The organism is Pseudomonas sp. IT-P260, assembly GCF_949768395.1.
In the GTDB taxonomy this organism is placed as follows: domain Bacteria; phylum Pseudomonadota; class Gammaproteobacteria; order Pseudomonadales; family Pseudomonadaceae; genus Aquipseudomonas; species Aquipseudomonas parakoreensis.
The window spans coordinates 40,705-62,115 of sequence record NZ_CATKPO010000043.1 but is presented as its reverse complement, the minus strand read 5'-3'; the positions used below and the strand labels follow the sequence as shown (position 1 = coordinate 62,115).

20 protein-coding genes and 1 other RNA gene are annotated in these 21,411 nt (G+C 59.9%); 13 read left to right on the top strand and 8 right to left on the bottom strand.

Annotated features, from left to right (window positions below; all coding sequences use genetic code 11):
- Positions 1-63 precede the first annotated feature (63 nt).
- On the top strand, positions 64-591 hold the full coding sequence (locus ACM6HV_RS24750; RefSeq protein WP_027610774.1) for an outer membrane protein assembly factor BamE: 528 nt from the start codon (positions 64-66) through the stop codon (positions 589-591).
- A gap of 61 nt (positions 592-652) precedes the next feature.
- On the opposite strand, the gene ACM6HV_RS24745 is transcribed toward ACM6HV_RS24750, so the two are convergent.
- The 3 genes from ACM6HV_RS24745 to ACM6HV_RS24735 are packed head-to-tail and all read right to left on the bottom strand — an operon-like array spanning position 653 to position 2,805.
- Positions 653-967 carry an RnfH family protein gene (locus tag ACM6HV_RS24745; protein ID WP_414905530.1) on the bottom strand — a complete coding sequence of 105 codons (315 nt, stop codon included), beginning with the start codon at positions 965-967 and terminating at the stop codon, positions 653-655.
- A complete protein-coding gene (locus ACM6HV_RS24740) occupies positions 960-1,394 on the bottom strand; it encodes a type II toxin-antitoxin system RatA family toxin (protein WP_016986510.1) in 435 nt (144 codons plus the stop codon). The genes ACM6HV_RS24745 and ACM6HV_RS24740 overlap by 8 nt, the downstream gene beginning before the upstream one ends.
- Before the next feature lie 7 nt (positions 1,395-1,401).
- Positions 1,402-2,805: a sodium-dependent transporter gene (locus ACM6HV_RS24735; RefSeq protein WP_041066764.1), complete on the bottom strand. Its 1,404-nt coding sequence runs from the start codon at positions 2,803-2,805 to the stop codon at positions 1,402-1,404.
- Between the two features lie 119 nt (positions 2,806-2,924).
- Between ACM6HV_RS24735 and smpB the strand changes: the two genes are divergently transcribed.
- Complete coding sequence (smpB, locus tag ACM6HV_RS24730) at positions 2,925-3,407, top strand: SsrA-binding protein SmpB (RefSeq protein WP_003221505.1); 483 nt, start codon at positions 2,925-2,927, stop codon at positions 3,405-3,407.
- 103 nt (positions 3,408-3,510) lie between these two features.
- Here smpB and ACM6HV_RS24725 read toward each other — a convergent pair whose 3' ends face one another.
- Positions 3,511-4,278 carry a GntR family transcriptional regulator gene (locus ACM6HV_RS24725; RefSeq protein ID WP_025110467.1) on the bottom strand — a complete coding sequence of 256 codons (768 nt, stop codon included), beginning with the start codon at positions 4,276-4,278 and terminating at the stop codon, positions 3,511-3,513.
- A gap of 261 nt (positions 4,279-4,539) precedes the next feature.
- On the opposite strand from ACM6HV_RS24725, the gene ACM6HV_RS24720 reads away from it, so the two are divergent.
- The 7 genes from ACM6HV_RS24720 to ssrA all read left to right on the top strand — a co-directional run bounded on the left by ACM6HV_RS24720 (position 4,540) and on the right by ssrA (position 13,033).
- Entirely contained in the window at positions 4,540-6,234 is a 1,695-nt protein-coding gene (locus ACM6HV_RS24720) for a lactate permease LctP family transporter (protein WP_027610771.1), read from the top strand.
- A gap of 150 nt (positions 6,235-6,384) precedes the next feature.
- Positions 6,385-7,209, top strand: a complete 825-nt coding sequence (locus ACM6HV_RS24715; protein WP_145597252.1) for a (Fe-S)-binding protein — start codon at positions 6,385-6,387, stop codon at positions 7,207-7,209.
- Positions 7,206-8,660: a LutB/LldF family L-lactate oxidation iron-sulfur protein gene (locus ACM6HV_RS24710; protein WP_003221499.1), complete on the top strand. Its 1,455-nt coding sequence runs from the start codon at positions 7,206-7,208 to the stop codon at positions 8,658-8,660. Before ACM6HV_RS24715 ends, ACM6HV_RS24710 begins: the two co-directional genes overlap by 4 nt.
- Positions 8,660-9,331, top strand: coding sequence for a LutC/YkgG family protein (locus ACM6HV_RS24705; RefSeq protein WP_414905529.1), 672 nt, complete (start codon positions 8,660-8,662; stop codon positions 9,329-9,331). Before ACM6HV_RS24710 ends, ACM6HV_RS24705 begins: the two co-directional genes overlap by 1 nt.
- Positions 9,328-12,138: an FAD-binding and (Fe-S)-binding domain-containing protein gene (locus tag ACM6HV_RS24700; protein ID WP_414905528.1), complete on the top strand. Its 2,811-nt coding sequence runs from the start codon at positions 9,328-9,330 to the stop codon at positions 12,136-12,138. The genes ACM6HV_RS24705 and ACM6HV_RS24700 overlap by 4 nt, the downstream gene beginning before the upstream one ends.
- Positions 12,139-12,267: 129 nt before the next feature.
- Positions 12,268-12,546 (top strand): hypothetical protein, encoded by a 279-nt coding sequence (locus tag ACM6HV_RS24695; protein WP_007961392.1) that lies wholly within the window; start codon positions 12,268-12,270, stop codon positions 12,544-12,546.
- A gap of 97 nt (positions 12,547-12,643) precedes the next feature.
- Positions 12,644-13,033, top strand: a transfer-messenger RNA (tmRNA) gene (gene ssrA / locus ACM6HV_RS24690).
- A gap of 176 nt (positions 13,034-13,209) precedes the next feature.
- Here ssrA and ACM6HV_RS24685 read toward each other — a convergent pair.
- Positions 13,210-13,887 (bottom strand): hypothetical protein, encoded by a 678-nt coding sequence (locus tag ACM6HV_RS24685; protein WP_414905527.1) that lies wholly within the window; start codon positions 13,885-13,887, stop codon positions 13,210-13,212.
- A gap of 33 nt (positions 13,888-13,920) precedes the next feature.
- Positions 13,921-14,961: an EamA family transporter gene (locus ACM6HV_RS24680; protein ID WP_414905526.1), complete on the bottom strand. Its 1,041-nt coding sequence runs from the start codon at positions 14,959-14,961 to the stop codon at positions 13,921-13,923.
- 205 nt (positions 14,962-15,166) lie between these two features.
- On the opposite strand from ACM6HV_RS24680, the gene ACM6HV_RS24675 reads away from it, so the two are divergent.
- Positions 15,167-16,090, top strand: coding sequence for a PliI family lysozyme inhibitor of I-type lysozyme (locus tag ACM6HV_RS24675; RefSeq protein ID WP_414905525.1), 924 nt, complete (start codon positions 15,167-15,169; stop codon positions 16,088-16,090).
- Positions 16,091-16,174: 84 nt separating this feature from the next.
- A complete protein-coding gene (locus tag ACM6HV_RS24670; RefSeq protein WP_414905524.1) occupies positions 16,175-17,581 on the top strand; it encodes a DUF2252 domain-containing protein in 1,407 nt (468 codons plus the stop codon).
- Between the two features lie 90 nt (positions 17,582-17,671).
- On the opposite strand, the gene ACM6HV_RS24665 is transcribed toward ACM6HV_RS24670, so the two are convergent.
- Entirely contained in the window at positions 17,672-18,244 is a 573-nt protein-coding gene (locus tag ACM6HV_RS24665; RefSeq protein ID WP_414905523.1) for a GNAT family N-acetyltransferase, read from the bottom strand.
- 142 nt (positions 18,245-18,386) lie between these two features.
- Between ACM6HV_RS24665 and rimJ the strand changes: the two genes are divergently transcribed.
- Together rimJ and ACM6HV_RS24655 are read left to right on the top strand one after the other, a co-directional pair.
- The gene (rimJ, locus tag ACM6HV_RS24660; RefSeq protein WP_414905522.1) at positions 18,387-18,974 is read left to right on the top strand and encodes a ribosomal protein S5-alanine N-acetyltransferase; all 588 of its coding nucleotides are present in this window, start codon (positions 18,387-18,389) and stop codon (positions 18,972-18,974) included.
- A 30-nt stretch (positions 18,975-19,004) separates the two neighbouring features.
- Complete coding sequence (locus ACM6HV_RS24655) at positions 19,005-20,483, top strand: ArnT family glycosyltransferase (protein WP_414905521.1); 1,479 nt, start codon at positions 19,005-19,007, stop codon at positions 20,481-20,483.
- Positions 20,484-20,560: 77 nt separating this feature from the next.
- On the opposite strand, the gene ACM6HV_RS24650 is transcribed toward ACM6HV_RS24655, so the two are convergent.
- Positions 20,561-21,232 carry a histidine phosphatase family protein gene (locus ACM6HV_RS24650; protein WP_414905520.1) on the bottom strand — a complete coding sequence of 224 codons (672 nt, stop codon included), beginning with the start codon at positions 21,230-21,232 and terminating at the stop codon, positions 20,561-20,563.
- Positions 21,233-21,411: the final 179 nt, after the last annotated feature.

Sequence of the window (21,411 nt, the reverse complement as noted above, 5' to 3'; positions counted from 1 at the left end):
TCTTAATGCGGGTATGATCGGCGTTTACGTTGTCCCAGCCAAGATAGTGGAAGTCGCCCACCGATGCAAAACACCAAGCTCTTGCTAACCAGTTTCACCTTTGTGGGACTGCTCGCACTCGCCGGTTGTTCATTCCCCGGGGTTTACAAAATCGACATCCAGCAGGGCAATGTCGTCACGCAGGACATGATAGACCAGTTACGCCCGGGAATGACCCGTCGGCAAGTACGGTTTATCATGGGTAACCCTCTGCTGACCGACACGTTCCATGCCGATCGCTGGGATTATCTGTACAGCCTGCAACCTGGTGGCGGTGAACGCCAGCAGGAGCGCGTGAGTGTCAACTTCAACTCCAACGACCAGCTTGTCAGCCTCTCCGGTGACTTCATGCCGGGCGTAAGCCGTGACGAAGCCATTCTCGGCAAGGACAGTGGCACCAGCGTGACCGCCCCTGCCGAAAACGCCGAGAAGCCGAAGCCGGAACAACCCGCCAAACCAGGCTCCTTGCTGGATTCGATCCAGAAGGACGTGGACGGTGTTGAAACCGTTCCGGTTCCGACGCCTGAGCCGCTGGACACCTCCCCGCAGTAATGCGCGAGGCAATAAAAAACCCGGAATTTCCGGGTTTTTTATTGCCTGCGATCTGGGCAGACTACTGATTTCGCGCTTTGGCCTCGGCAGCCTTGGCCGCCCGCAGGCGTCGCACCTCTTTCGGATCCGCCAGCAACGGCCGGTAGATCTCGATGCGCTCCCCCGCCTGAATCAAGCGACCCTGTGGATCAGCCACCACCTTGCCGAAGATCCCCAGCGGACAATCACTCAGATCCAGCTCCGGGAATTCATCGCCGATACCTGACTTGAGCACCGCCTCACGCACTGTCGTCCCTTCAGGGACGCGCAAACTGCGCAGAAGCTGACGATCCACGGCGGCATACACCACTTCAATCTCGATCACCGGATCAACCATGCATCTGCTTGGCACGCTGGCAGAACGCATCCACCAACGTATTCGCCGCCTGATTGAACAGCGGGCCGAGCGTCGCGCGCACCAGCGGGCCGGCGTAGTCGAAAGACAGGTCAAGACTGATCTTGCAGGCCTTCTCGTTCAACACCTTGAAGACCCAGACGCCATGCAGCTGATTGAACGGGCCTTCTTCCAGGTTCATCTCGATCGACTGCCCCGGCACCAGCGTATTGCGCGTGACGAAGTGCTGACTGAGGCCGCCCTTGGCCACGCCAACGCTGGCGCGCATGTGCTCGGGCGAGCTTTCCAGCACTTCGGCGGACGAGCACCATGGCAAGAATTCCGGGTAACGCGCGACGTCGTTGACCAGGTCGTAGAGGAATTGCGCCGGGTAGGGCAGCAACGCCGAACGTTGAATATGTGTCGTCATGTAAGCGTTACTTCCAGAGCTGAGCGGCAAACACTACAAGAATGCCGATAGGCGCCACGTAGCGCATCAAGAACAAGGACAGGGCAAACAGCGCCGGGTTACGAATCGACAACTCGTCACGCACCGCCTCACGCCCCATCACCCAACCGGCAAACAGCACGAAGCACAGGCCACCGAGCGGCAACATGATCCGCGAGGTGAAGAAGTCGATCACGCCGAAGAAGTCCAGACCGCCCGTCGCACCCCATTGATAGAGATGGAACAGCCCGCCTTCGTTCACGAAAAATTTGGCTTCCTTCCAGATATTGAAGGAGAAAACCGTACCCAGACCGACGAACCAGCAGATGAACGCCAGCCAGAAAGTCACCCAGCCACGGCTGATTTTCGTGCGTTCAACCAGATAGGCAACCATCGGTTCAAGCAAGGAAATCGCCGAGCTCCAGGCGGCAATCGCCACCAGCACAAAGAACACCACGCCCATCAACTGGCCGAAAACCACGTTACCGAAGGCAAATGGCAGACTGACAAACATCAGGCCCGGGCCTTCGCTAGGGTTCAAGCCGCCGGCGAACACAATCGGAAACAATGCCAGACCAGCCACCAGCGATACAAAGGTATCCAGCAGCGCGACACCGACCACGGTGCCAGAGAGCGAGGCTTCCTTGGTCATGTAAGCGCCGTAAATCATGATCGAACCCACACCCACGCTCAGGGAAAAGAACGCATGGCCCATGGCGGGCAGCAAGCCGTCGAGGACTTTTTCCGGATGGAAGTCGAACATGAAATGCACGCCTTCCATGAAATGCCCGGTAGTCATGCTGTAACCCAGCAATACCAACACCATGACGAACAGCAGCGGCATCATGATCCGCAGGCTGCGCTCCAGCCCGGCAACCACGCCTTTGGCGATCACTACGGCCGACAACAGCATGAAAACCGTGTGCCAAAGTGTCAGACGCCAGGGATCGGAGATCACATTGCCAAAATAAGCGCCGACCTGCTCCGCCGTAGCGCCCTGGAAGTCGCCGCGCCCCATGTCGATGATGTAATCCAGCGACCAGCCGCCGACCACACTATAGAAAGACAAGATCAGCAGCGCCGTGATCATCCCGGCAAACGCGCCCCATGACCACTTGCCCGAATGCCCGGCCTCCCGCGCCAACACCTTCAAGGCGTTCGCCGGACTCTGCCGTGCGCGACGGCCGATCAGGGTTTCAGCCAGCATGACCGGGATCCCGATCAATGCGATGCAGGCGAGAAACATCAGCACGAAGGCGCCGCCGCCGTAGACCCCGACCATGTAGGGGAATTTCCAGATGCTGCCCAGTCCCACGGCCGAACCGGTCGCGGCGAATATGAAAACCCAGCGGCTAGCCCAACTGCCGTGGACAGAAACCTTGTCTGTCGACATTGAATATCACGCCCAAGCGTTAGAAAAAGAGGCCGCATTGTCCGGGATTCACTCAACCTGCTCAAGCACGCAGCATCACCGTAGCCGAGGATCATTTATCTCCATATAATGCCGCCCCTATGGCTAAACAGAAGAAACACCCAACAGGGACCATCGCGCAGAACAAAAAGGCGCGACACGATTACTTCATCGAACATCGTTTCGAGGCTGGTCTGGTCCTGGCCGGCTGGGAAGTAAAAAGTCTGCGGGCAAGCAAGCTGCAACTGGTCGACAGTTACGTGCTGCTCAAGGACGGCGAAGCCTGGCTTCTCGGCAGTCACATCACGCCGTTGATGACCGCGAGCACCCACGTCATCGCCGATCCGACCCGCACCCGCAAACTGCTGCTGAACAAACGCGAGCTGGAAAAACTCGCCGCTGCCGTGCAACAGAAAGGCTACGCCTGCGTGTGCCTGTCCTTCTACTGGAGCAAGCACATGGTCAAGTGCGAGATTGCTCTGGGCAAGGGCAAGAAGGAATACGACAAGCGTGACACCGAGCGCGAACGCGACGCCGGACGAGAGCTGCAGCGCGCTGTGCGCAACAAGGGCAAGGAAGAATAATTTCTTCTGCCTGAAAAGATCGCAGCCTGCGGCAGCTCCTACAGGGAAAGACACATTCCTGTGTAGGAGCTGCCGAAGGCTGCGATCTTTTTGCTTCTAAAAGCTACATTCCCTTGCGCCGCTCCGCCCGAGCCATGCGCTGAACCTCCTGCCGCACCTCTTCCAGCACTTCCTGCACATACAGAATGTGTCGACTGGAAACCTCCCGCGCCTGCTCCGCCCGACCTTCGATAATCGCCAGATACAGCTCCCGGTGCTGAGAGATCAGCATGTCGCGGGTTTCCGTGCGCTGTTTGTACATGCCACCGATGTTGGTCACCACGTTGCGCTTGAGCAAATCGAAAAGCCCGCGAATGGTGTGCAGCAGCACCGCGTTGTGGCTGGCTTCGGCAATCGCCAGGTGAAACTTCGCGTCCGCCGCGCCCTCTTCCACCCGACTCACTTCGTCATGCCGGGTGTAGCAATCCTGCAGCTCGTTGAACGCTGCGGTCAGGCGCTCACGATCCACATCCGTAGCGCGCAATGCTGCGTAATAGGCACACGATGCCTCCAGAGTATGCCGAAACTCCAGCAAGTCGCGCTGCGCCTCGGGGTTGCTCTCCAGCAGCAATAGCAGGGGATCGCTGAAAGTCGATCCGAGGGTTTCCACCACGTAATTGCCGCCGCCCTGGCGACTGACCAGCAAACCTTTGGCCGCCAGTTTCTGAATCGCTTCGCGCAACGACGGACGCGATACGCCGAACTGCTCGGCCAAGGCGCGCTCGGCCGGAAGCCGTTCGCCGGACTTCAGCGTGCCCTCGAGGATCATCCCCTCGAGGCGCTCGACAATATCGTCAGACAAACGGCGCTGACGAATCTGATCAAACCCCATAACTCATTTCTCCACGATCCCGACCGCTCGCCGGGCTCTCTATTCTGGCCTATCGGCGCCCCGCCGACACCTGTCAGAGCACATTTTCCCGAGCGGATCAGATGCCTTCTGCACCGCTTATTCGACAAAAGTTTCAGGGCGACAAATTGACACACCGACATCAAGGCTTTTACCCTAGCCAACAGCGATTGTAAATTGGTATTACCAATTAACCAAGAACGCTGACAGTGCCTGACCAACAACAATTAGGGGCCACCCCATATGCAAACCTGGCAACAGCTCTATACCCCGCTCGGCAGTCTCGGCGTCTCCGCACTCGCGGCCGTCATTCCCATCGTTTTCTTCTTCCTGGCTCTGGCGGTGTTCCGCCTCAAGGGTCATGTGGCCGGCAGCATCACGCTCGCCCTGTCGATTGCCGTGGCGATTTTCGCCTTCCACATGCCGGTCGACATGGCTTTCGCCGCTGCCGGATACGGCTTTGCCTATGGTCTGTGGCCGATTGCCTGGATCATCGTCGCGGCGGTGTTCCTCTACAAACTGACGGTCAAGAGTGGTCAGTTCGAGGTCATTCGCAGCTCGGTGCTATCGATCACCGACGACCAGCGCTTGCAGGTGCTGCTGATCGGCTTCTGCTTCGGTGCGTTCCTCGAAGGTGCCGCCGGTTTCGGCGCGCCAGTGGCCATTACCGCCGCGCTGCTGGTCGGCCTCGGGTTCAATCCGCTGTACGCCGCCGGCCTGTGCCTGATTGCCAACACCGCGCCGGTCGCCTTCGGCGCCCTTGGGATTCCGATCATCGTGGCCGGCCAGGTCACCGGTATCGACGCGTTCAAGATCGGCGCAATGACCGGCCGCCAGCTACCACTGCTGTCGCTTTTCGTGCCGTTCTGGCTGGTGTTCATGATGGACGGCCTGCGTGGCGTGCGTGAAACCTGGCCGGCAGCACTGGTTGCAGGCCTGAGCTTCGCCGTGACCCAGTACTTCACCTCGAACTTCATCGGCCCGGAACTGCCGGACATCACCTCGGCCCTGGCCAGCCTGATTTCCCTGACCCTGTTCCTCAAAGTCTGGCAGCCAAAACGCGCCGCCGGTCAGCACATCGCCGGCGCCGTGTCGGCCTCGGTGGTAACCGCCAGCGCAGGCGGTTTCGGCCAGAAGCGCAGCACCGTGGCGTCGCCTTACAGCCTCTGGGAAATTTTCATCGCCTGGTCGCCGTTCCTGATCCTTACCGTGCTGGTAACCATCTGGACGCTGAAACCCTTCAAAGCCATGTTCGCCGCTGGCGGTTCGATGTACGCCTGGGTATTCAACTTCGCCATCCCGCACCTGGATCAACTGGTGATCAAGACCGCGCCGATCGTGGCCACGCCGACTGCGATTCCGGCGGTGTTCAAACTCGACCCGATTTCCGCGACCGGCACAGCGATCTTCTTCTCGGCATTGATCTCGATGCTGGTGCTGAAGATCAACTTCAAAACTGGTCTGACCACTTTGAAAGAGACCTTTTACGAACTGCGCTGGCCTATTCTGTCGATCGGCATGGTGCTGGCCTTCGCCTTCGTCACCAACTACTCCGGGATGTCTTCGACCATGGCGCTGGTCCTGGCCGCGACCGGCGCAGCCTTCCCGTTCTTCTCGCCGTTCCTCGGCTGGCTGGGCGTGTTCCTCACCGGCTCGGATACCTCGTCCAACGCCCTGTTCAGTTCGCTGCAGGCGACCACCGCACACCAGATCGGCGTCAACGACACCTTGCTGGTGGCGGCCAACACCAGCGGCGGCGTGACCGGCAAGATGATCTCGCCACAATCGATTGCCGTCGCCTGCGCTGCGACCGGGCTGGTGGGCAAGGAGTCGGATCTGTTCCGCTTCACCCTCAAGCACAGCCTATTCTTTGCGACGATTGTCGGCCTGATCACTTTGGCCCAGGCCTACTGGTTCACCGGCATGCTGGTGCACTAAACCTATAAACAAAACGGAAATAACCGACGCCGGCTGGTGATTCCGGCGTCAGCAATTCACCACCCGGTCTGTAAGGCTGCTGAAAGCAAGGCGCTTTATATTCAGCAGCCGCCACAGACGGATAACCGGGCCCACCCGGAGACACGCCTGATGAGCGAGCTTTTTTACAACGCAGTGCCCAACGCCACTCGCGTCGCACCGCCACTGCCCGAACCTCGGCAATACCCCAGCGAGAAACCGTCGCGGGTCTATCTGTTCGGCACGTGTGTGGTCGACCTGTTCTATCCCGAAGCCGGGATGGACGCAATCCACTTGCTGGAGCGTGAAGGGATCAAGGTCGAGTACCCGCAAGGGCAAAGCTGCTGCGGGCAACCGGCCTACACCTCGGGTTACACCGAGCAGGCGCGGTCGGTCGCGCGCGCGCAACTGGCGTTGTTTGCCGGGGATTATCCGGTGGTGGTGCCGTCGGGTTCCTGCGCGGGCATGCTGCGCGAGCATTACGCGGACTTGTTCAAGGACGAGCCGCAAACGTTGAAACAGGTACAGGCCCTCGCGGCCCGCACTTATGAACTGGCTGAGTTTCTGCTGTTTGTCTGCAAGGTGCAGCTCAAGGACAGCGGCGAACCGGTCAAAGTGGCGCTGCACACTTCGTGTTCGGCACGTCGCGAAATGAATACCCACCTGCACGGCCGCGAGCTGTTGGCGCAGTTGAGCAACGTGGAACGGGTCAACCATGACCACGAAAGCGAATGCTGTGGCTTCGGTGGGACATTCAGCGTCCGTATGCCAGACATTTCCGGCGCGATGGTGGCTGACAAGACCAAAGCGTTGAAGGATTCCGGCGCACACAAAGTGTTGAGCGCCGACTGTGGCTGTTTGATGAACATCAACGGCGCATTGGAGAAACAAAAGGAAGCGCTGCGCGGGCAACATCTCGCCAGCTTTCTGTGGCAACGAACCGGAGGTGCGCAATGAGCACCTCGACGATTATTCCTACGGTTGCCGTAGAAGAAGACTTCCGCACCCGGGCGCACAACGCCTTGGGTGATCAGCAGTTACGGAACAACTTCCGTACTGCCATGGATTCACTGATGACCAAGCGGGCAGCGGCGTTCAGCGATGCCCACGAAAGAGAACACTTGCGCGCCCTGGGCAACTCGATCAGGGCGCGTGCGCTCTCCAAGTTGCCCGACCTGCTCGAGCAACTGGAACAGAACCTGACCCGCAACGGTGTGACAGTGCACTGGGCGGAAACGGTGGACGAGGCCAATGGCATCGTCCTTTCGATCATCCGCGCTCACGAGGCGCGGCAAGTGATCAAGGGCAAATCGATGGTCAGCGAAGAGATGGAGATGAACCATTTCCTCGAGGCTCAAGGTGTTGAATGCCTGGAGTCCGACATGGGGGAATACATCGTCCAGCTCGACCACGAAAAGCCTTCACACATCATTATGCCGGCGATCCACAAGAATGCCGGTCAGGTCGCGTCCTTGTTCCACGACAAACTTGGCGTGGAGTACACCAAGGACGTTGACCAACTCATTCAGATCGGTCGCAGAGTCCTGCGGCAGAAATTCTTCGAAGCGGACATCGGCGTTTCCGGCGTCAACTTCGCCGTGGCCGAAACCGGCACCCTGCTGCTGGTGGAAAACGAAGGCAACGGGCGCATGACCACCACCGTGCCGCCGGTGCACATCGCGGTCACCGGCATCGAAAAGGTCGTGGAAAACCTGCGCGACGTGGTGCCGCTGTTGTCGCTGCTGACCCGCTCGGCGCTGGGCATTCCGATCACCACTTACGTCAACATGATCTCCGGCCCGCGCAAGGAACATGAACTCGATGGCCCGCAGGAAGTGCACCTGGTGCTGCTCGACAACGGTCGCAGCCAGGCCTTCGCCGACAGCGAACTGCGCCAGACCCTGAACTGCATCCGCTGTGGCGCGTGCATGAACCATTGCCCGGTCTACACCCGCGTCGGTGGTCACACCTACGGCGAGGTGTACCCGGGACCGATCGGCAAAATCATCACCCCGCACATGGTCGGTCTGGCGAAAGTCCCGGATCACCCGAGCGCTTCGTCGTTGTGCGGTGCCTGCGGTGAAGTGTGCCCGGTGAAAATTCCGATCCCTGCCCTGCTGCGGCGCCTGCGCGAAGAAAACGTCAAAGCCCCGGACAGTCCGCATCAAGTGATGCGCGGCCAAGGCAGCAAATATTCGCGCAAGGAACGTTTCATCTGGAACGCCTGGGCGAAACTCAACAGCTCGCCGACGCTGTATCGGTTGTTTGGTTTCTTCGCCACGCGCCTGCGTGCCCTGACCCCGAGCAATGTCGGCCCGTGGACGCAAAACCACAGCGCACCAAAACCCGCCGCCCGCTCACTGCACGACATGGCCCGCGAGCATCTGGCCAAACAGGGAGACCGCTGATGAGCGCCAAGCAAAATATCCTCGCCAAGCTGCGGAAAAGTCTGACCGGTGCCACACCGATTGCCGACGACTTCGACGTCGATCTGGTGACCCAGCCTTACACCTACAGCGCCGAGCAACGTATCCCGCAGCTGCGCAAACTGATGGAAGCGGTGCACACCGAAATCCATCTGACTACCGGCGCAGACTGGCCGGCGCTACTCGCGCAATTACTGCGTGACCGTCAGCTGCCGAGCCTGCTGATTGCACCGACGACGCCTCACGGGCAACGCGTCTCACAACACTGGGCGAACAATCCTGATCTGCCGACGCTGAAGTACTACAACCGGCCGATGGAGGAGTGGAAAGCCGAACTGTTCAACGACACTCCGGCCAGCCTGACCGGCACCCTCGGCGCCATCGCCGCCACCGGCAGCCTGATTCTCTGGCCAACCCGTGAAGAGCCGCGACTGATGAGCCTGGTGCCGCCGGTGCATTTCGCCCTGCTCAAGGCCAGCGAAATCCGCGACAACTTCTATCAGGTGCAACAGGAATTCGAGTGGGCCCAAGGCATGCCGACCAATGCGCTGCTGGTGTCCGGCCCGTCGAAAACCGCCGACATCGAACAAGTGTTGGCCTACGGCGCTCACGGCCCGAAAGACCTGGTGGTACTGATCCTGGAGGACCAATGACGCTTCCGGTGAATTTCCTGCGTGATGCGCAGCAACTGATTCCAGCGGAGCGCCGCTTCGACGATCCGCTGTCGACCTTGGCCTTCGGCACCGACGCCAGTTTTTATCGGCTGATTCCCAAACTGGTGATCCGCGTCGAGTCCGAAGATGAAGTGGTAGCGCTGCTGAAACTGGCCCAGCGCGATCAAGTCCCGGTGACCTTCCGCGCCGCCGGCACCAGTTTGTCCGGGCAAGCGATCAGCGATTCGGTGCTGATTGTGCTGGGGGATAACTGGAACGCTCGCGAGATTCGTGATCAAGGCCTGCAAATCCGCCTGCAGCCGGGCGTGATCGGCGCGCAGGCCAACGCGTGGCTGGCACCGTTCGGGCGCAAGATCGGCCCGGATCCGGCGTCAATCAACGCCTGCAAGATCGGCGGTATCGTCGCCAACAACGCCAGCGGCATGTGCTGCGGCACCGCGCAAAATACCTATCACACTCTCGCCGGAATTCGTCTGGTACTGGCCGACGGCAGCCGTCTCGACACCGAAGACGCCGCCAGCGTCGCCGCGTTTCGCGAAAGCCATGGCGATCTGCTGGAGCGCTTGGCGACGTTGGGCCGCGAGACCCGCGCCAATGCCGAACTGGCGGCGAAAATCCGCCACAAATACCGTCTGAAAAATACCACCGGCCTGTCACTCAACGCCTTGGTGGATTTCGACGAGCCTGTGGATATCTTGAGCCACCTGCTGGTCGGCTCCGAAGGCACGCTCGGTTTCATCAGTGCGGTGACCTACGACACGGTGATCGACCACCCGAACAAGGCCTCGGCGCTGATCGTGTTCCCGGATGTGGAAACCTGCTGCAACGCGGTCACCGTGCTGAAAAGCCAACCGGTGTCAGCGGTGGAACTGCTGGACCGACGCAGCCTGCGCTCGGTGCAAGACAAACCGGGCATGCCGGATTTCGTACAACACCTGTCGAACAATGCCTGCGCCCTGCTGATCGAATCCCGCGCCGCCTCTTCCACGTTGCTGCAGGAACAACTGGCGCAGATCATGGCTTCGCTGACCCGTTTCCCGGTGGAAAAACAGGTCGACTTCACTGAAGACCCGGCCGAGAACGCCAAGCTCTGGGCCATCCGCAAGGACACCTTTCCCGCCGTCGGTGCCGTGCGTAAAACCGGCACCACGGTGATCATCGAGGACGTGACCTTCCCGGTTGAGCAACTGGCGATCGGCGTCAACCGCCTGATCGAGCTGTTCGACAAACATGCCTACGACGAAGCGATCCTTTTCGGACACGCGCTGGAGGGCAATCTGCATTTCGTCTTCACCCAAGGCTTCAACAGTCCGGAAGAAGTCGCACGCTATCAGGCGTTCATGGACGACGTCGCGCAACTGGTGGCGGTGGAGTTTGGCGGCTCGCTCAAGGCTGAACACGGCACCGGTCGCAACATGGCGCCGTTCGTTGAGCTGGAATGGGGCAGCGATGCCTATCAGTTGATGTGGCAGCTCAAACGTCTGCTCGACCCCAACGGCATCCTCAACCCGGACGTGGTGCTCAGCGAAGATCCGCAGATCCACCTCAAGCACCTCAAGCCGCTGCCGGCGGCTGACGAGATTGTTGATAAATGCATCGAGTGCGGCTTCTGCGAACCGGTCTGCCCGTCGAAAGGCCTTACCCTCAGCCCGCGCCAGCGCATCGTCATCTGGCGTGACATTCAGGCGAAAAAACGCGCCGGCGTTGACACCACCGAGCTGGAAAAGGCCTACGAGTACCAAGGCATCGAGACCTGCGCCGCGACCGGTTTGTGCGCTCAGCGTTGCCCTGTGGACATCAATACCGGCGAACTGGTGAAAAAGCTTCGCGGCCGACACGCGACGCATCAGAAAACCGCTGACTGGATCGAAGGAAATTTCGCCAAGACCCTGCAAGGTGCACGTTTCACTTTGCACGTGGCCAATGGAGCACGGATGCTGCTGGGCGCACCGCGTCTGGCAAAACTGTCGGCAACCCTGACGCGTTTGTCCAAAGGCCAGGTGCCGCTGTGGACCAACGCGATGCCGCAACCGGAAAAAGCCATTCGCTTCAACCCGAGTGTGTCGGATGAGCGCCCGCGGGTGGTGTATCTGGCGGCGTGCGTATCGCGGGTGATGGGCCCGGCGGCGGGTGACAAGGAGCAGATGTCGCTGTACGACAAAACCCGTGGCCTACTGGAAAAGGCCGGTTACCAAGTGGTGATCCCGGACAATCAGGACAACCTCTGCTGCGGTCAGCCGTTTGCCTCCAAAGGTTACACCGAGCAAGCCGAACACAAGCGCCAAGAACTGATCAGTGCCCTCCTCCATGCCAGTCGTGGCGGGCTCGATCCGATCTATTGCGACACCAGCCCCTGCACCTTGCGTCTGGTGCAGGACGTGGGAAATGTTCGCCTGGATCTGTACGACCCGGTGCGCTTCATTCGTACGCATCTTCTCGATCGACTGGAGTTCACCCCGCAAGAGGCACCGATTGCGGTTCACGTGACCTGCAGCACCCAGCATCTGGGCGAGAGCCAGGCGCTGATCGATCTGGCGCGCAAATGCAGCAAAACCGTGGTGATTCCTGAAGGCATTCATTGTTGCGGGTTTGCCGGTGACAAGGGCTTCACCACCCCGGAGTTGAACAGCCATTCGCTGCGCACGCTTAAGGACACGGTGCAACATTGCAGCGAAGGCATTTCCACCAGCCGCACCTGTGAGATCGGCCTGACGCAACACGGCGGCATCGACTATCACGGGCTGGTCTATCTGGTGGATCGGGTGACCCGGGCCAAGGCCTGCTGAAGAAAAATAGAACCCTTGCGTGCGACCGTAGTCCACAGAACAGACCCCGAAAATCGGGGCTTTTCTTCCACTCGGTTGCCCGTCCTGACGGCCAGCGCAGTCTGGATCCCTCAGTTCAAGGAGATACACATGAAACGTTCTGTACTGTTAGGTCTGTTCGTTACTGCCTCGATGATGGCCTCCACTTCGTTCGCCGCTGACAAACCCGCCGACCTGTGCGATGCCAATATCCAGACCATCAACAATGCCAAGGGGCAGTTGTCAGCGAACCCGGAACTCAGTCAGCGTGCTGAGGCCAGTGTGAGCAAGGCACAGGCGCTGAAAGCCCAGGGCAAGATTGATGACTGCGTAGCGGAAACCTCGCAAACCATCATAGAACTGCGTAAATCCACCGGCACCAACAACTGATTCAAGGCCTCGGCCAACCTTCGGGTTGGCCTTGCCGGCCGTTTGGCGTACACTGCGCAGGCTTGTTGCCTCACCTGATGTACGAGGCAATGAGTTCGGGGCCGATTAGGATTCGACGCCGGTGACGAAACTTTAGGTGCATGCCGACTTGGTAACAGAAGTCGTAAATCCACTGTTGCAACTTCTTATAGTTGCCAATGACGACCAATACGGTGCTGCTCTCGCTGCTTAATTGCAGCTGACATGCACTCCTGGTGCCTTCGGGCCCAGCAATCATCAGGGGATGTCTGTAAACCCGAAATGATTGTCATATAGAACAGAATCGCCGTGCAGTACGTTGTGGACGAAGCGGCTAAAACTTACACAACTCGCCCAAAGCACCCTGCCCGTCGGGTCGCTGAGGGTTAACTTAATAGACACGGCTACGCATGTAGTACCGACAGCGGAGCACTGGCGGACGGGGGTTCAAATCCCCCCGGCTCCACCAACTCTCAACGACAAAGCCCGCCTAGTGCGGGCTTTGTCGCATCTGGACATCAGCCAAAACGGGCACACAAACCCACAGCCGCAGGCGATCAAACTCGACAACCCTGGCAATGCTCTGCCTACTCACAAAAAAGAACGACACGATGTCGTCCTTTTTCCAACCTGCATTCATCAAAATCAATGAGCCGCGCTGAGCAGATCCGGACGGCTGGAATTGAGCATTGCCTCACTGACCTTGCCTTGAATCGAGCAGGTAAACATCCCCTTGCTGCCAGTCGTCAGCTCTTGCGGAGCAGGCTCGATCAGAAACACGCGCTCGGCACTGTCGACAACCAGCTTGCCCGCCGTTGCGGATGGGTCTTCCGGCTGCCAGTTGGATTTGCCGTTGGACCAGATTTCCGCGCGTGCGTAGAGTCCCTGCGACATGTCCATACGCGGCCCACCCGCTTTTTCCAACTGGGTGTGGAGTTCATTCGGCGTCTGCTTGGCGTAGAACCCCCAACTGATGATGCGAGTGCCCATCAGGTCTGTATCTTCGGCGTAGAAGCCGGTCAACGACATGCCGTCAATTTCGACCGGCTTGGCGAACATCCAGCGCTGCCCCATATCGCTCTTGGTGCCGCCGGACAATTTGATCTGGCCATTTTCGACAGTGCTCGGCACCAGATCCTTGAACAAAGGTGATTGCACGACTGCCAGGGAGTGATCGTCACAAGCGGCAAACGACGCCACCGGCGAAGGTGCAGCGGCAACGCTGAAAGCAGAAAAAAGGGCCGCAATGGGCAACAACAGGAAAATTGGTTTCATGGAATGACTCGAATGAAATACTGAAGAAATCGACAGAGACGATATCACAATGACATCAATCGACAGACTTCAGAGTTTCAATCAATGCCCATGCCGATGATGCACATCCGGAAAATGCGCATGACTGTGCCGCATCGGCGTATGCACATGCGGATGACTATGCGGCTCCACCCCATCCCATTCAAACCCATGCGTATGTTGATGATGCTCATCGTGTATATGCCGATGATCGTGCTCAAGCCGTTCGTGCTGATGTTCATGAACATGGTTTTCCATCAGATGAATCCATACGCCCACGGCCATTAACGCTGCTGCGAGCAGCAACATCAGCGATATCGATTCGCCCAGCAGCAGAATCGAGATGCCTGCGCCGAGGAACGGTGCGGTGGAAAAGTAGGCGCCAGTGCGTGCGCTGCCGAGGCCGCGCAGGGCGAGGACGAACATTACCAGGCTGACGCCGTAGCCGAGAAAGCCGACCAGCATGATCGGCACTAGCGAGGTGGCGGCGGGTAGTTGGCTGTCGATGATCAGGGCCAATGTGCAGTTGACCAGACCGGCCACGAGGCCTTTGCTGCCGGCGATGAACAGTGCGTCCGAGGCCGAGACTTTACGGGTCAGGTTGTTGTCGATGGCCCAGCAAAAGCAGGCGAAAGCCACGGCCAGCGGCCCGGTCCAGTCTTGCGCCGAGACGGCCTCTTGTGGCCAGGACAGCACGACGCCACCGGCGACGATGGCGAGCATGCCGATCACGATTCGTCGGTCGGCGTTTTCCTTGAACACCACCCACGCCAGCAGCGCCGTGAGCACGGATTCGAGGTTGAGCATCAGTGAAGCGCTCGCGCCGGACGTTCGGGTCAGACCGAACATCAGCGCCACTGGCGCCAGCACGCCGCCGAAGCCGATGGCGCCAATCAGCCATGGCCATTCACCGGTGCCGAGCCCGGAAGGTTTCCAGCCACGATCGCGGGCAAAACGCAGAACGGTCAAACCCAGACCACTGCCGAGATAGAGCAACCCGGCGAGCAGAATCGGCGAAATCTGTACCCCCAGCAGTTTGGCGAGGGGCGTACTGGCGCCAAACAGCGCTGCCGCAATCAATGCGTAGAGAACGCTCATATTCATGCCGGGATCACTCGCTGGGGCCGATGGAATACCAGCCAGCATCATGGCAAAACTCAGGTGAGAATTATGTGAACAACTGATTCGTGTCAGGGAACACGGCCTCTGGCACGTGCTCAAATCCAGCAACATTTAATCCGCGCAATCTCTGGGCGATCGCTCGATGCAGCTTCTATGCTGCGAACATCGAGATGCAATGGAGTTGAAGATGAAGACTTGGATCGCCGCCGCGCTGACAGCGCTGATTTGCCTGTCCGTCCATGCGGCCGACGCCCCCACTGTGCGCGTCGAACCGATCGCGTTCACACCCGCTGCCGACAGCGTCCAGCGCAAACAGTCGATCACGGGTGACCAGACGGCGGAGTACCGGTTCAACGCCAAGGCCGGCCAGATGCTGACCGTCGACTTCAAGCCCTCCAACACCTCCGCTTACTTCAACATCGCTGCCAAGGGGGCCGATTACGCGCTGTTCAATGGCTCGATCATGGGCAATCACTTCCTCGGCACATTGCCCACCGATGGCGAGTACACGGTTCAGGTCTACCTCATGCGCAACGCCGCACGACGTAATGAAGTGGCCAACTACGAGCTGGCGCTGAGGCTGGTCAATGGCGATGCCATCAGCCGTCAGCCACCATTCGATCAGACGCTGGAATTGCAGGGCATTGCCTTTCACGTCAGCACTGAACAGGTCGATGGCAAACCCACTTTGCACATCGCTCCCAAGGGGCTGGAGATCGACAATACGGTCATCATTCAGGCCCTTAGCGGTGAGGTGGTACGCGCCGAAGTCGCCGATCTCAACAACGACGGCTCCCCTGAACTCTATGTGTTCACCCGCTCGCCCGGACGCGGCATGCCGGGCGAACTGATCGCCTATTCGGCCAACAACAAGAAATCCCTGAGCGAAATCTACTTGCCTCCGGTCAGCGACAACCCGAAAACCGCGGAGGGCTATCAGGGCGAGGACTCGTTTGCCGTGGTGGAAAACAGGCTTGTGCAACGCTTCCCGGTGTATGACAGCGCCGACGCGGGTGCGGGTCGTACGGGGAAGATGCGTCAGGTTCAGTACACGTTGGTGGCGGGTGAAGCCGGGTGGATTTTACGCAAGGACAAGGTCACGGAGTTCTGAAATGACCGGGTTCGTTACGGCCGGCGGATAACCCCCTGAACCACTTCTACACTCACACCGCCCCCACTGCCACGACGAGCCCCCATGACCACCCTCCAAACCCGCATGAAGCAAGGCAAGGACGCCCGCAAGCAATGCTCGCGCAGCACCCACGCCACCACCGGAAAAATGAGCCGCGATCCGATTCCGCTGATCAAAGCGTCGAGTCAGGGCCGCGTCGCTTCGCTGGTGGAGTTGCGTTACGGACGAATGCTGGTGTCGCCCTTCACGTTCTTCCGTGGCAACGCGCTGCTGCAGGCGCATGATCTGTCGAGCACCGAGAACATGGGGCTGGTCGGGCCGATCTGTGGGGATGCACACTTGATGAACTTCGGCGGGTTCGCCACTCCGGAGCGCAATCTGTTGTTTAGCGTCAATGATTTCGACGAGGCGCATCCCGGGCCCTGGGAATGGGACGTGAAGCGGCTGGCGGCGAGTTTTGTGGTGGCGGCGCGGGATTTGCGCCATGGCGAGTCGGTTGAGGAAGAGGTCTGTCGGCAGATGGTCGGTGCCTATCAGGCGACGATGCTGGAGTGTGCCGAACAGAGTGCGCTGGAAACCTGGTACGAATCGATCAAGTACGAAGACTTGCTCGATCAGGCGCGCAAGAGTGCGTTGGAGCATGTGCAGCGTGCCGTCGATAAAGCCGAACGGCGCACCCATGCCGAGTTGCTGCCGAAAATCAGTGAGCGCGACGCCAATGGGCGATTGGTCATTCGTGACGATTTGCCGGAGATTTTCCACCTGCACAAGAACACTACGCTGCTCGACGCCGACGATGACTGGTTGCGGCTGGCAGACTGGCGGCCGTTGTTCGATACATTCATGCGTGACTATCGCACCACGCTGCAGGCTGACCGGCGGGAATTGCTCTCGCGGTTTCACGTGCAGGATCTGGCGTTCAAAGTGGTGGGTGTCGGCAGTGTGGGCACCCGATGTCTGGTGGCGCTGCTGACCGACGATCAGGAATTTCCGTTGTTTCTGCAGTTCAAGGAGGCGCGGCGCTCGGTGCTCGCCGACTATGTGAAGACCAAGTCCCGCACGCGTCATGAAGGCCAACGGGTGGTCGAGGGGCAGCGCTTGATGCAGTCGGCGAGCGATCTGTTTCTGGGCTGGACCACCGGCCCCCACGGTCGGCATTTTTATGTGCGGCAATTGCGCGACATGAAGATCTCCGCCGAACTGGAAAACTTCGACGCCGAAACCTTCGCTGCCTATGCCCGGGTCTGCGGTCGCGCACTGGCCCGCGCCCACGCCAAAGCCTCGGGCAATGCGGCGGTCATCAGCGGCTATATCGGCAAGGGCGATGCCTTGGCCGACGCCCTGTTCAAATACGCCCGCAGTTACACCGCGCAGAACGAACGCGACTTCGAACGTTTTCAGCAGGCTTGCCGCAAGGGCCGGCTGCAGGCACGTTCGGAAGCCGATTTTGCAGCGGATCACTTGCCTTGATGCGTTACAGAGCGGTCGCTGCCGAGATGAATTTTTCTTCACTGCTCAGGCTCGATCAACACGGTACAGTCCGCTCGCTCATTCAAGAAACTACGGTTCGCCCGCGCTCTCCCGCGGGCTTTTTTTTGCTTGGCATTTGCTGCCGAAGCGATACACCCAAGTGTCCTGCATGCCGTGCTGCTGCGATTGCCGCGCCTGTGGGTGAACCCTGATCAGCGCAAACCCCGCCGCTTCAGCCAGACGCTGACTGCGGGTGTTGGCCGACGAAGTGGTCAGGTAAAAGGTGCACTCAGGCAGGCGCCTGACCAGTTGCTGGAGCACTTCGCGCATGTAGCCCTTGCCGGCAAACGCGCTGTTGGCCCAATAACCGACGACATAACGCTTGCGTCGACGCGGCACGAGGCCGATGCAGCCAACGACGGCTTGTCCGTCTTCAGTCACGATGAATAAGCGCCGCTCACCGGTCTCACTGGCGAAATCATCGCGCGCTTGCAGCATGGACGACAGCGCCCGCTCCTCACTGGTGTGTTCAACCGCCCACTCGAGAAAAGGCGCATGCTCGCGGTAACTGGCGTTCAGCGCCTCCCGCACCGGGGTAACCAGCGCCGGGGCCGGCGACTGAACACGCAGCGCAAACCCATTTACCGTCAATGCAAATTCCATTGCTTGTTCCTCCAACCCCAGAAATGCCGCAGTCGATAACCCTGTGCACTCCACCAAAGAAATTTACAGAGCGCCAGCGCGGTTTGTTTTTTTCCATCTCCTAGGCAATCCTGTCCCTCGACCCTGCCCACCGGAGCGCCCGATGTCACTGCTGAGCCTGCCCTGCCAACGCCTGACGCTCGCCATCCTCGCCCCGGAACAGGCCGAACTGGAAAGTGACTTCTACGCACGCAACCAGCGCCATCTCGCCCCGTGGTCGCCGATTCGCACTACCGAGTACTTTTCCAGCGAGCAGATTCGCCGACGCCTTGAAGTTCAGGCCAGTGCCTACGAGGCCGGGCTGGCGATGCATTTCGCCCTGCTGACGCCGGACGGCCAGCAGATGATCGGCGCATGCAACTTCAGCGGGATCATTCGCGGTGCGTTTCAGGCCTGTTATCTGGGTTATCACATTGACCACGCGCATCAGGGTCAGGGTTTGATGCAGGAAGGCCTGGAGGCCGGCATCGGCTACATGTTCGACACGCAGAACCTGCACCGGATCATGGCCAACTACATACCCGGCAACGAGCGCAGTGCGCGCTTGCTGGAGCGTCTGGGTTTCGAGCGCGAGGGCTACGCCAAGGCCTACCTGAACATCGCCGGGCGCTGGCAGGACCATGTGCTGACGGCGCTGGTCAATCCGGTGTTCGAGGCGCCGGAAAAGCGTTGGTCACGACAACTGGCGTGAGTTTCACAATTTGTTAAGCATTGGCGAAGTATGCTCAAGGCTCCTGCCCTTTCCGGTTGCCTGAAATCCATGCCGCGTGCCGCCACTTCGCTGTTTCTACTCGCCGCCCTGCTGTTTTTTTTCGCTTTGGGTAACCACCAGCTGCAAGGCTCCACCGAGGCTCGGGTCGCCGGGATCGCCATGGAGATGCACCTGGACGATGACTGGGTGACGCCGCGCCTGTTCGGCGAACCGTTTCTGGAAAAACCACCGCTGAGCCTGTGGCTGGACGCCGGCGCCATGCGCGTGTTTGGCGTTTCGCCGTGGGCGGTGCGGCTGGCGTCGGCGGTGGCCGGTTTGCTCAGCGTGATGCTGCTGTACGGCATGCTGCGCCGCTTCGGACGGCCGAAAGCGCTGGCCTGGACGGCGGGGATATTGCTGGCGACCATGGCCAGTTACTGGAGCAACGTGCGTGGAGTCGGCGAGGATGCGCTGCTGGCGCTCGGCGTAACCACGGCGTTGCTGGCGTTCTTTCAGGCGCAACGCGCACCGAACGCGGCTAACTCGCTGCTGTTTATCGTCGGCATCGCCATCGCCACGCTGAGCAAGGGCGTGCTGGGACTGGCGATGCCCGGCGTGGTGATTTTCGCCTACCTGCTGGCGGACAACCTGATCGACAGACGCCTGAAGATCGGCGCGTGGCTGCGTCCCGGCCTGCTCACGGCGGTGGGCCTGATTCCCCTGCTGATCTGGCTCGTCGTGCTTTATCAGCGCGGTGGCTCGCACGCCGTCGCTGAAGTGCTGCTGACCAATAGCGTCGGTCGCTTCAGCGGCTCGTTCGTCGAGGCCGGGCATTACGAGCCGTTCTATTACTACCTGGCCAAACTGCCGGAAGCGTTCCTGCCGTGGAACATTCTGGTCTACCTGGGCCTGTGGCATTTCCGCAAGGAGCTGAAGGCCAACCGTTACTTGCTGTTTTTCAGCCTGTGGATCGTCGCGCAGTTCATCATGCTGACCCTCGCTTCCAGCAAACGCACGGTATACCTGATGTCGATGACCCCGGCGGCGGCGGTGATCGCCGCCGAGTATGCGCGCGTGCTCTTCGAGCGCTTGCAGGCCCGCGAAACCGCCGACCGCTTTATCGGAAAAGTCGCCCGTCATCGTCAGGCAGTTGCTGCCGGTTTGCTCACGGTGGTGATCGCCAGCTACCTCGGCGCGGCCCAGTGGGCCTTGCCCAACGCTGATAAAGAACTGTCGTTCCTGCCGCTGACTGACCATATTCAGAGCCTGCAAGCCAACGGTCAGCAGGTCGCGCTGTTCCAGGCCAACGAGCGGGTCGGCGGCGCCAGCGTGTTCTACACCCAACGTGTGCTCAAGGGACTGGACACCGACGTGCAACTGCATGACTTCCTCAGTGCCTCGCCCTCGAACGTCGCGGTGATCTCGGCGGACAGCGAACCCGTCGCACCACTCAAAGTGCTGAAGACCATGATGGTCGGGCGCCAGGCGTACTACTTCGTCGGCTACTGACGTCCTTCGCGCCAGCCAATAAAAAACCCGCCGTCACTGGCGGGTTTTGTTTGGGCCGACGCTTTGCCCACCTCAGTTCATCGAGTGCTCACTGAATGCCAGTCGGAGGCTTCGATGAAGCCAAGCACGCGCGGGGCCGCTTTGTTCGCAGCGGAAACAAACAGCGAGGAGCCATAGCCCGGGTCCGAAACCGGCGAATTCAGATCCTTTTCCAGCTCCGCCATGCATTCGCTGTGGGTCACCAGAATCAGATTGCGCCCCGCGAGCTTGTGCGCCAGCGCTTCCTGCAGGATGTGGCCCTTGCAGCTGATCAGCCAGTCTTCGCCGGAGGCCGCGCGATTGAACATGTAACCGGCGGTCTGCACCGTGCGCAGCATCGGGCTGTTGTAGATATCGGCATTATTCAGGCCCAAATGCTCGAACTGTGCGCCGACACCGACCGCGACACTGCGCGAGCGGTCGGTGATGCCGTCATCACCGCTCAGGCACGGCGCCGGCGAGTGATCGCAGCGCTCGACGTGACGCACCAGCACAATCATCTCGCCCTTGGCCCACCCGGCCGCCAGCGCGCGGGCGCCGGACACATTGCCGTGGGCCAGGTCAGGCACCGCCGCCGGGGCGAGCAGCCACAGGGTCAGCGGGATCACCAGCAGCGACGCACCGAGCACCACCCACGTGTTGCGATCGCGGGCCAGCTTACTCAGGGAAATCGAGCGTTTGCCGCCGAACAGACTCAGTCTCAATTCCACATCGGGCCGCCTCGTCGGCATCCATCACAGTCAATACGATGCGGCGAGGGTAGAGAAGCGGGCGTAAGTGGCGAGTGAAACGCATGTGAAAAAAGTCTTGAAACGCCCTTGTTACAAATTCCGTCGGACAAAATCCTTTCAGCTCTCGTGTTTGCGGCCGATACAAACCTGCTAACCCC

Coding starts and splice junctions, on each gene's coding strand:
- ACM6HV_RS24750 (WP_027610774.1), top strand. CDS start 64: ATGCAAAACACCAAGCTCTTGCTAACCAGTTTCACCTTTGTGGGACTG.
- ACM6HV_RS24745 (WP_414905530.1), bottom strand. CDS start 967: ATGGTTGATCCGGTGATCGAGATTGAAGTGGTGTATGCCGCCGTGGAT.
- ACM6HV_RS24740 (WP_016986510.1), bottom strand. CDS start 1,394: ATGACGACACATATTCAACGTTCGGCGTTGCTGCCCTACCCGGCGCAA.
- ACM6HV_RS24735 (WP_041066764.1), bottom strand. CDS start 2,805: ATGTCGACAGACAAGGTTTCTGTCCACGGCAGTTGGGCTAGCCGCTGG.
- smpB (WP_003221505.1), top strand. CDS start 2,925: ATGGCTAAACAGAAGAAACACCCAACAGGGACCATCGCGCAGAACAAA.
- ACM6HV_RS24725 (WP_025110467.1), bottom strand. CDS start 4,278: ATGGGGTTTGATCAGATTCGTCAGCGCCGTTTGTCTGACGATATTGTC.
- ACM6HV_RS24720 (WP_027610771.1), top strand. CDS start 4,540: ATGCAAACCTGGCAACAGCTCTATACCCCGCTCGGCAGTCTCGGCGTC.
- ACM6HV_RS24715 (WP_145597252.1), top strand. CDS start 6,385: ATGAGCGAGCTTTTTTACAACGCAGTGCCCAACGCCACTCGCGTCGCA.
- ACM6HV_RS24710 (WP_003221499.1), top strand. CDS start 7,206: ATGAGCACCTCGACGATTATTCCTACGGTTGCCGTAGAAGAAGACTTC.
- ACM6HV_RS24705 (WP_414905529.1), top strand. CDS start 8,660: ATGAGCGCCAAGCAAAATATCCTCGCCAAGCTGCGGAAAAGTCTGACC.
- ACM6HV_RS24700 (WP_414905528.1), top strand. CDS start 9,328: ATGACGCTTCCGGTGAATTTCCTGCGTGATGCGCAGCAACTGATTCCA.
- ACM6HV_RS24695 (WP_007961392.1), top strand. CDS start 12,268: ATGAAACGTTCTGTACTGTTAGGTCTGTTCGTTACTGCCTCGATGATG.
- ACM6HV_RS24680 (WP_414905526.1), bottom strand. CDS start 14,961: ATGAATATGAGCGTTCTCTACGCATTGATTGCGGCAGCGCTGTTTGGC.
- ACM6HV_RS24675 (WP_414905525.1), top strand. CDS start 15,167: ATGAAGACTTGGATCGCCGCCGCGCTGACAGCGCTGATTTGCCTGTCC.
- ACM6HV_RS24670 (WP_414905524.1), top strand. CDS start 16,175: ATGACCACCCTCCAAACCCGCATGAAGCAAGGCAAGGACGCCCGCAAG.
- ACM6HV_RS24665 (WP_414905523.1), bottom strand. CDS start 18,244: ATGGAATTTGCATTGACGGTAAATGGGTTTGCGCTGCGTGTTCAGTCG.
- rimJ (WP_414905522.1), top strand. CDS start 18,387: ATGTCACTGCTGAGCCTGCCCTGCCAACGCCTGACGCTCGCCATCCTC.
- ACM6HV_RS24655 (WP_414905521.1), top strand. CDS start 19,005: ATGCTCAAGGCTCCTGCCCTTTCCGGTTGCCTGAAATCCATGCCGCGT.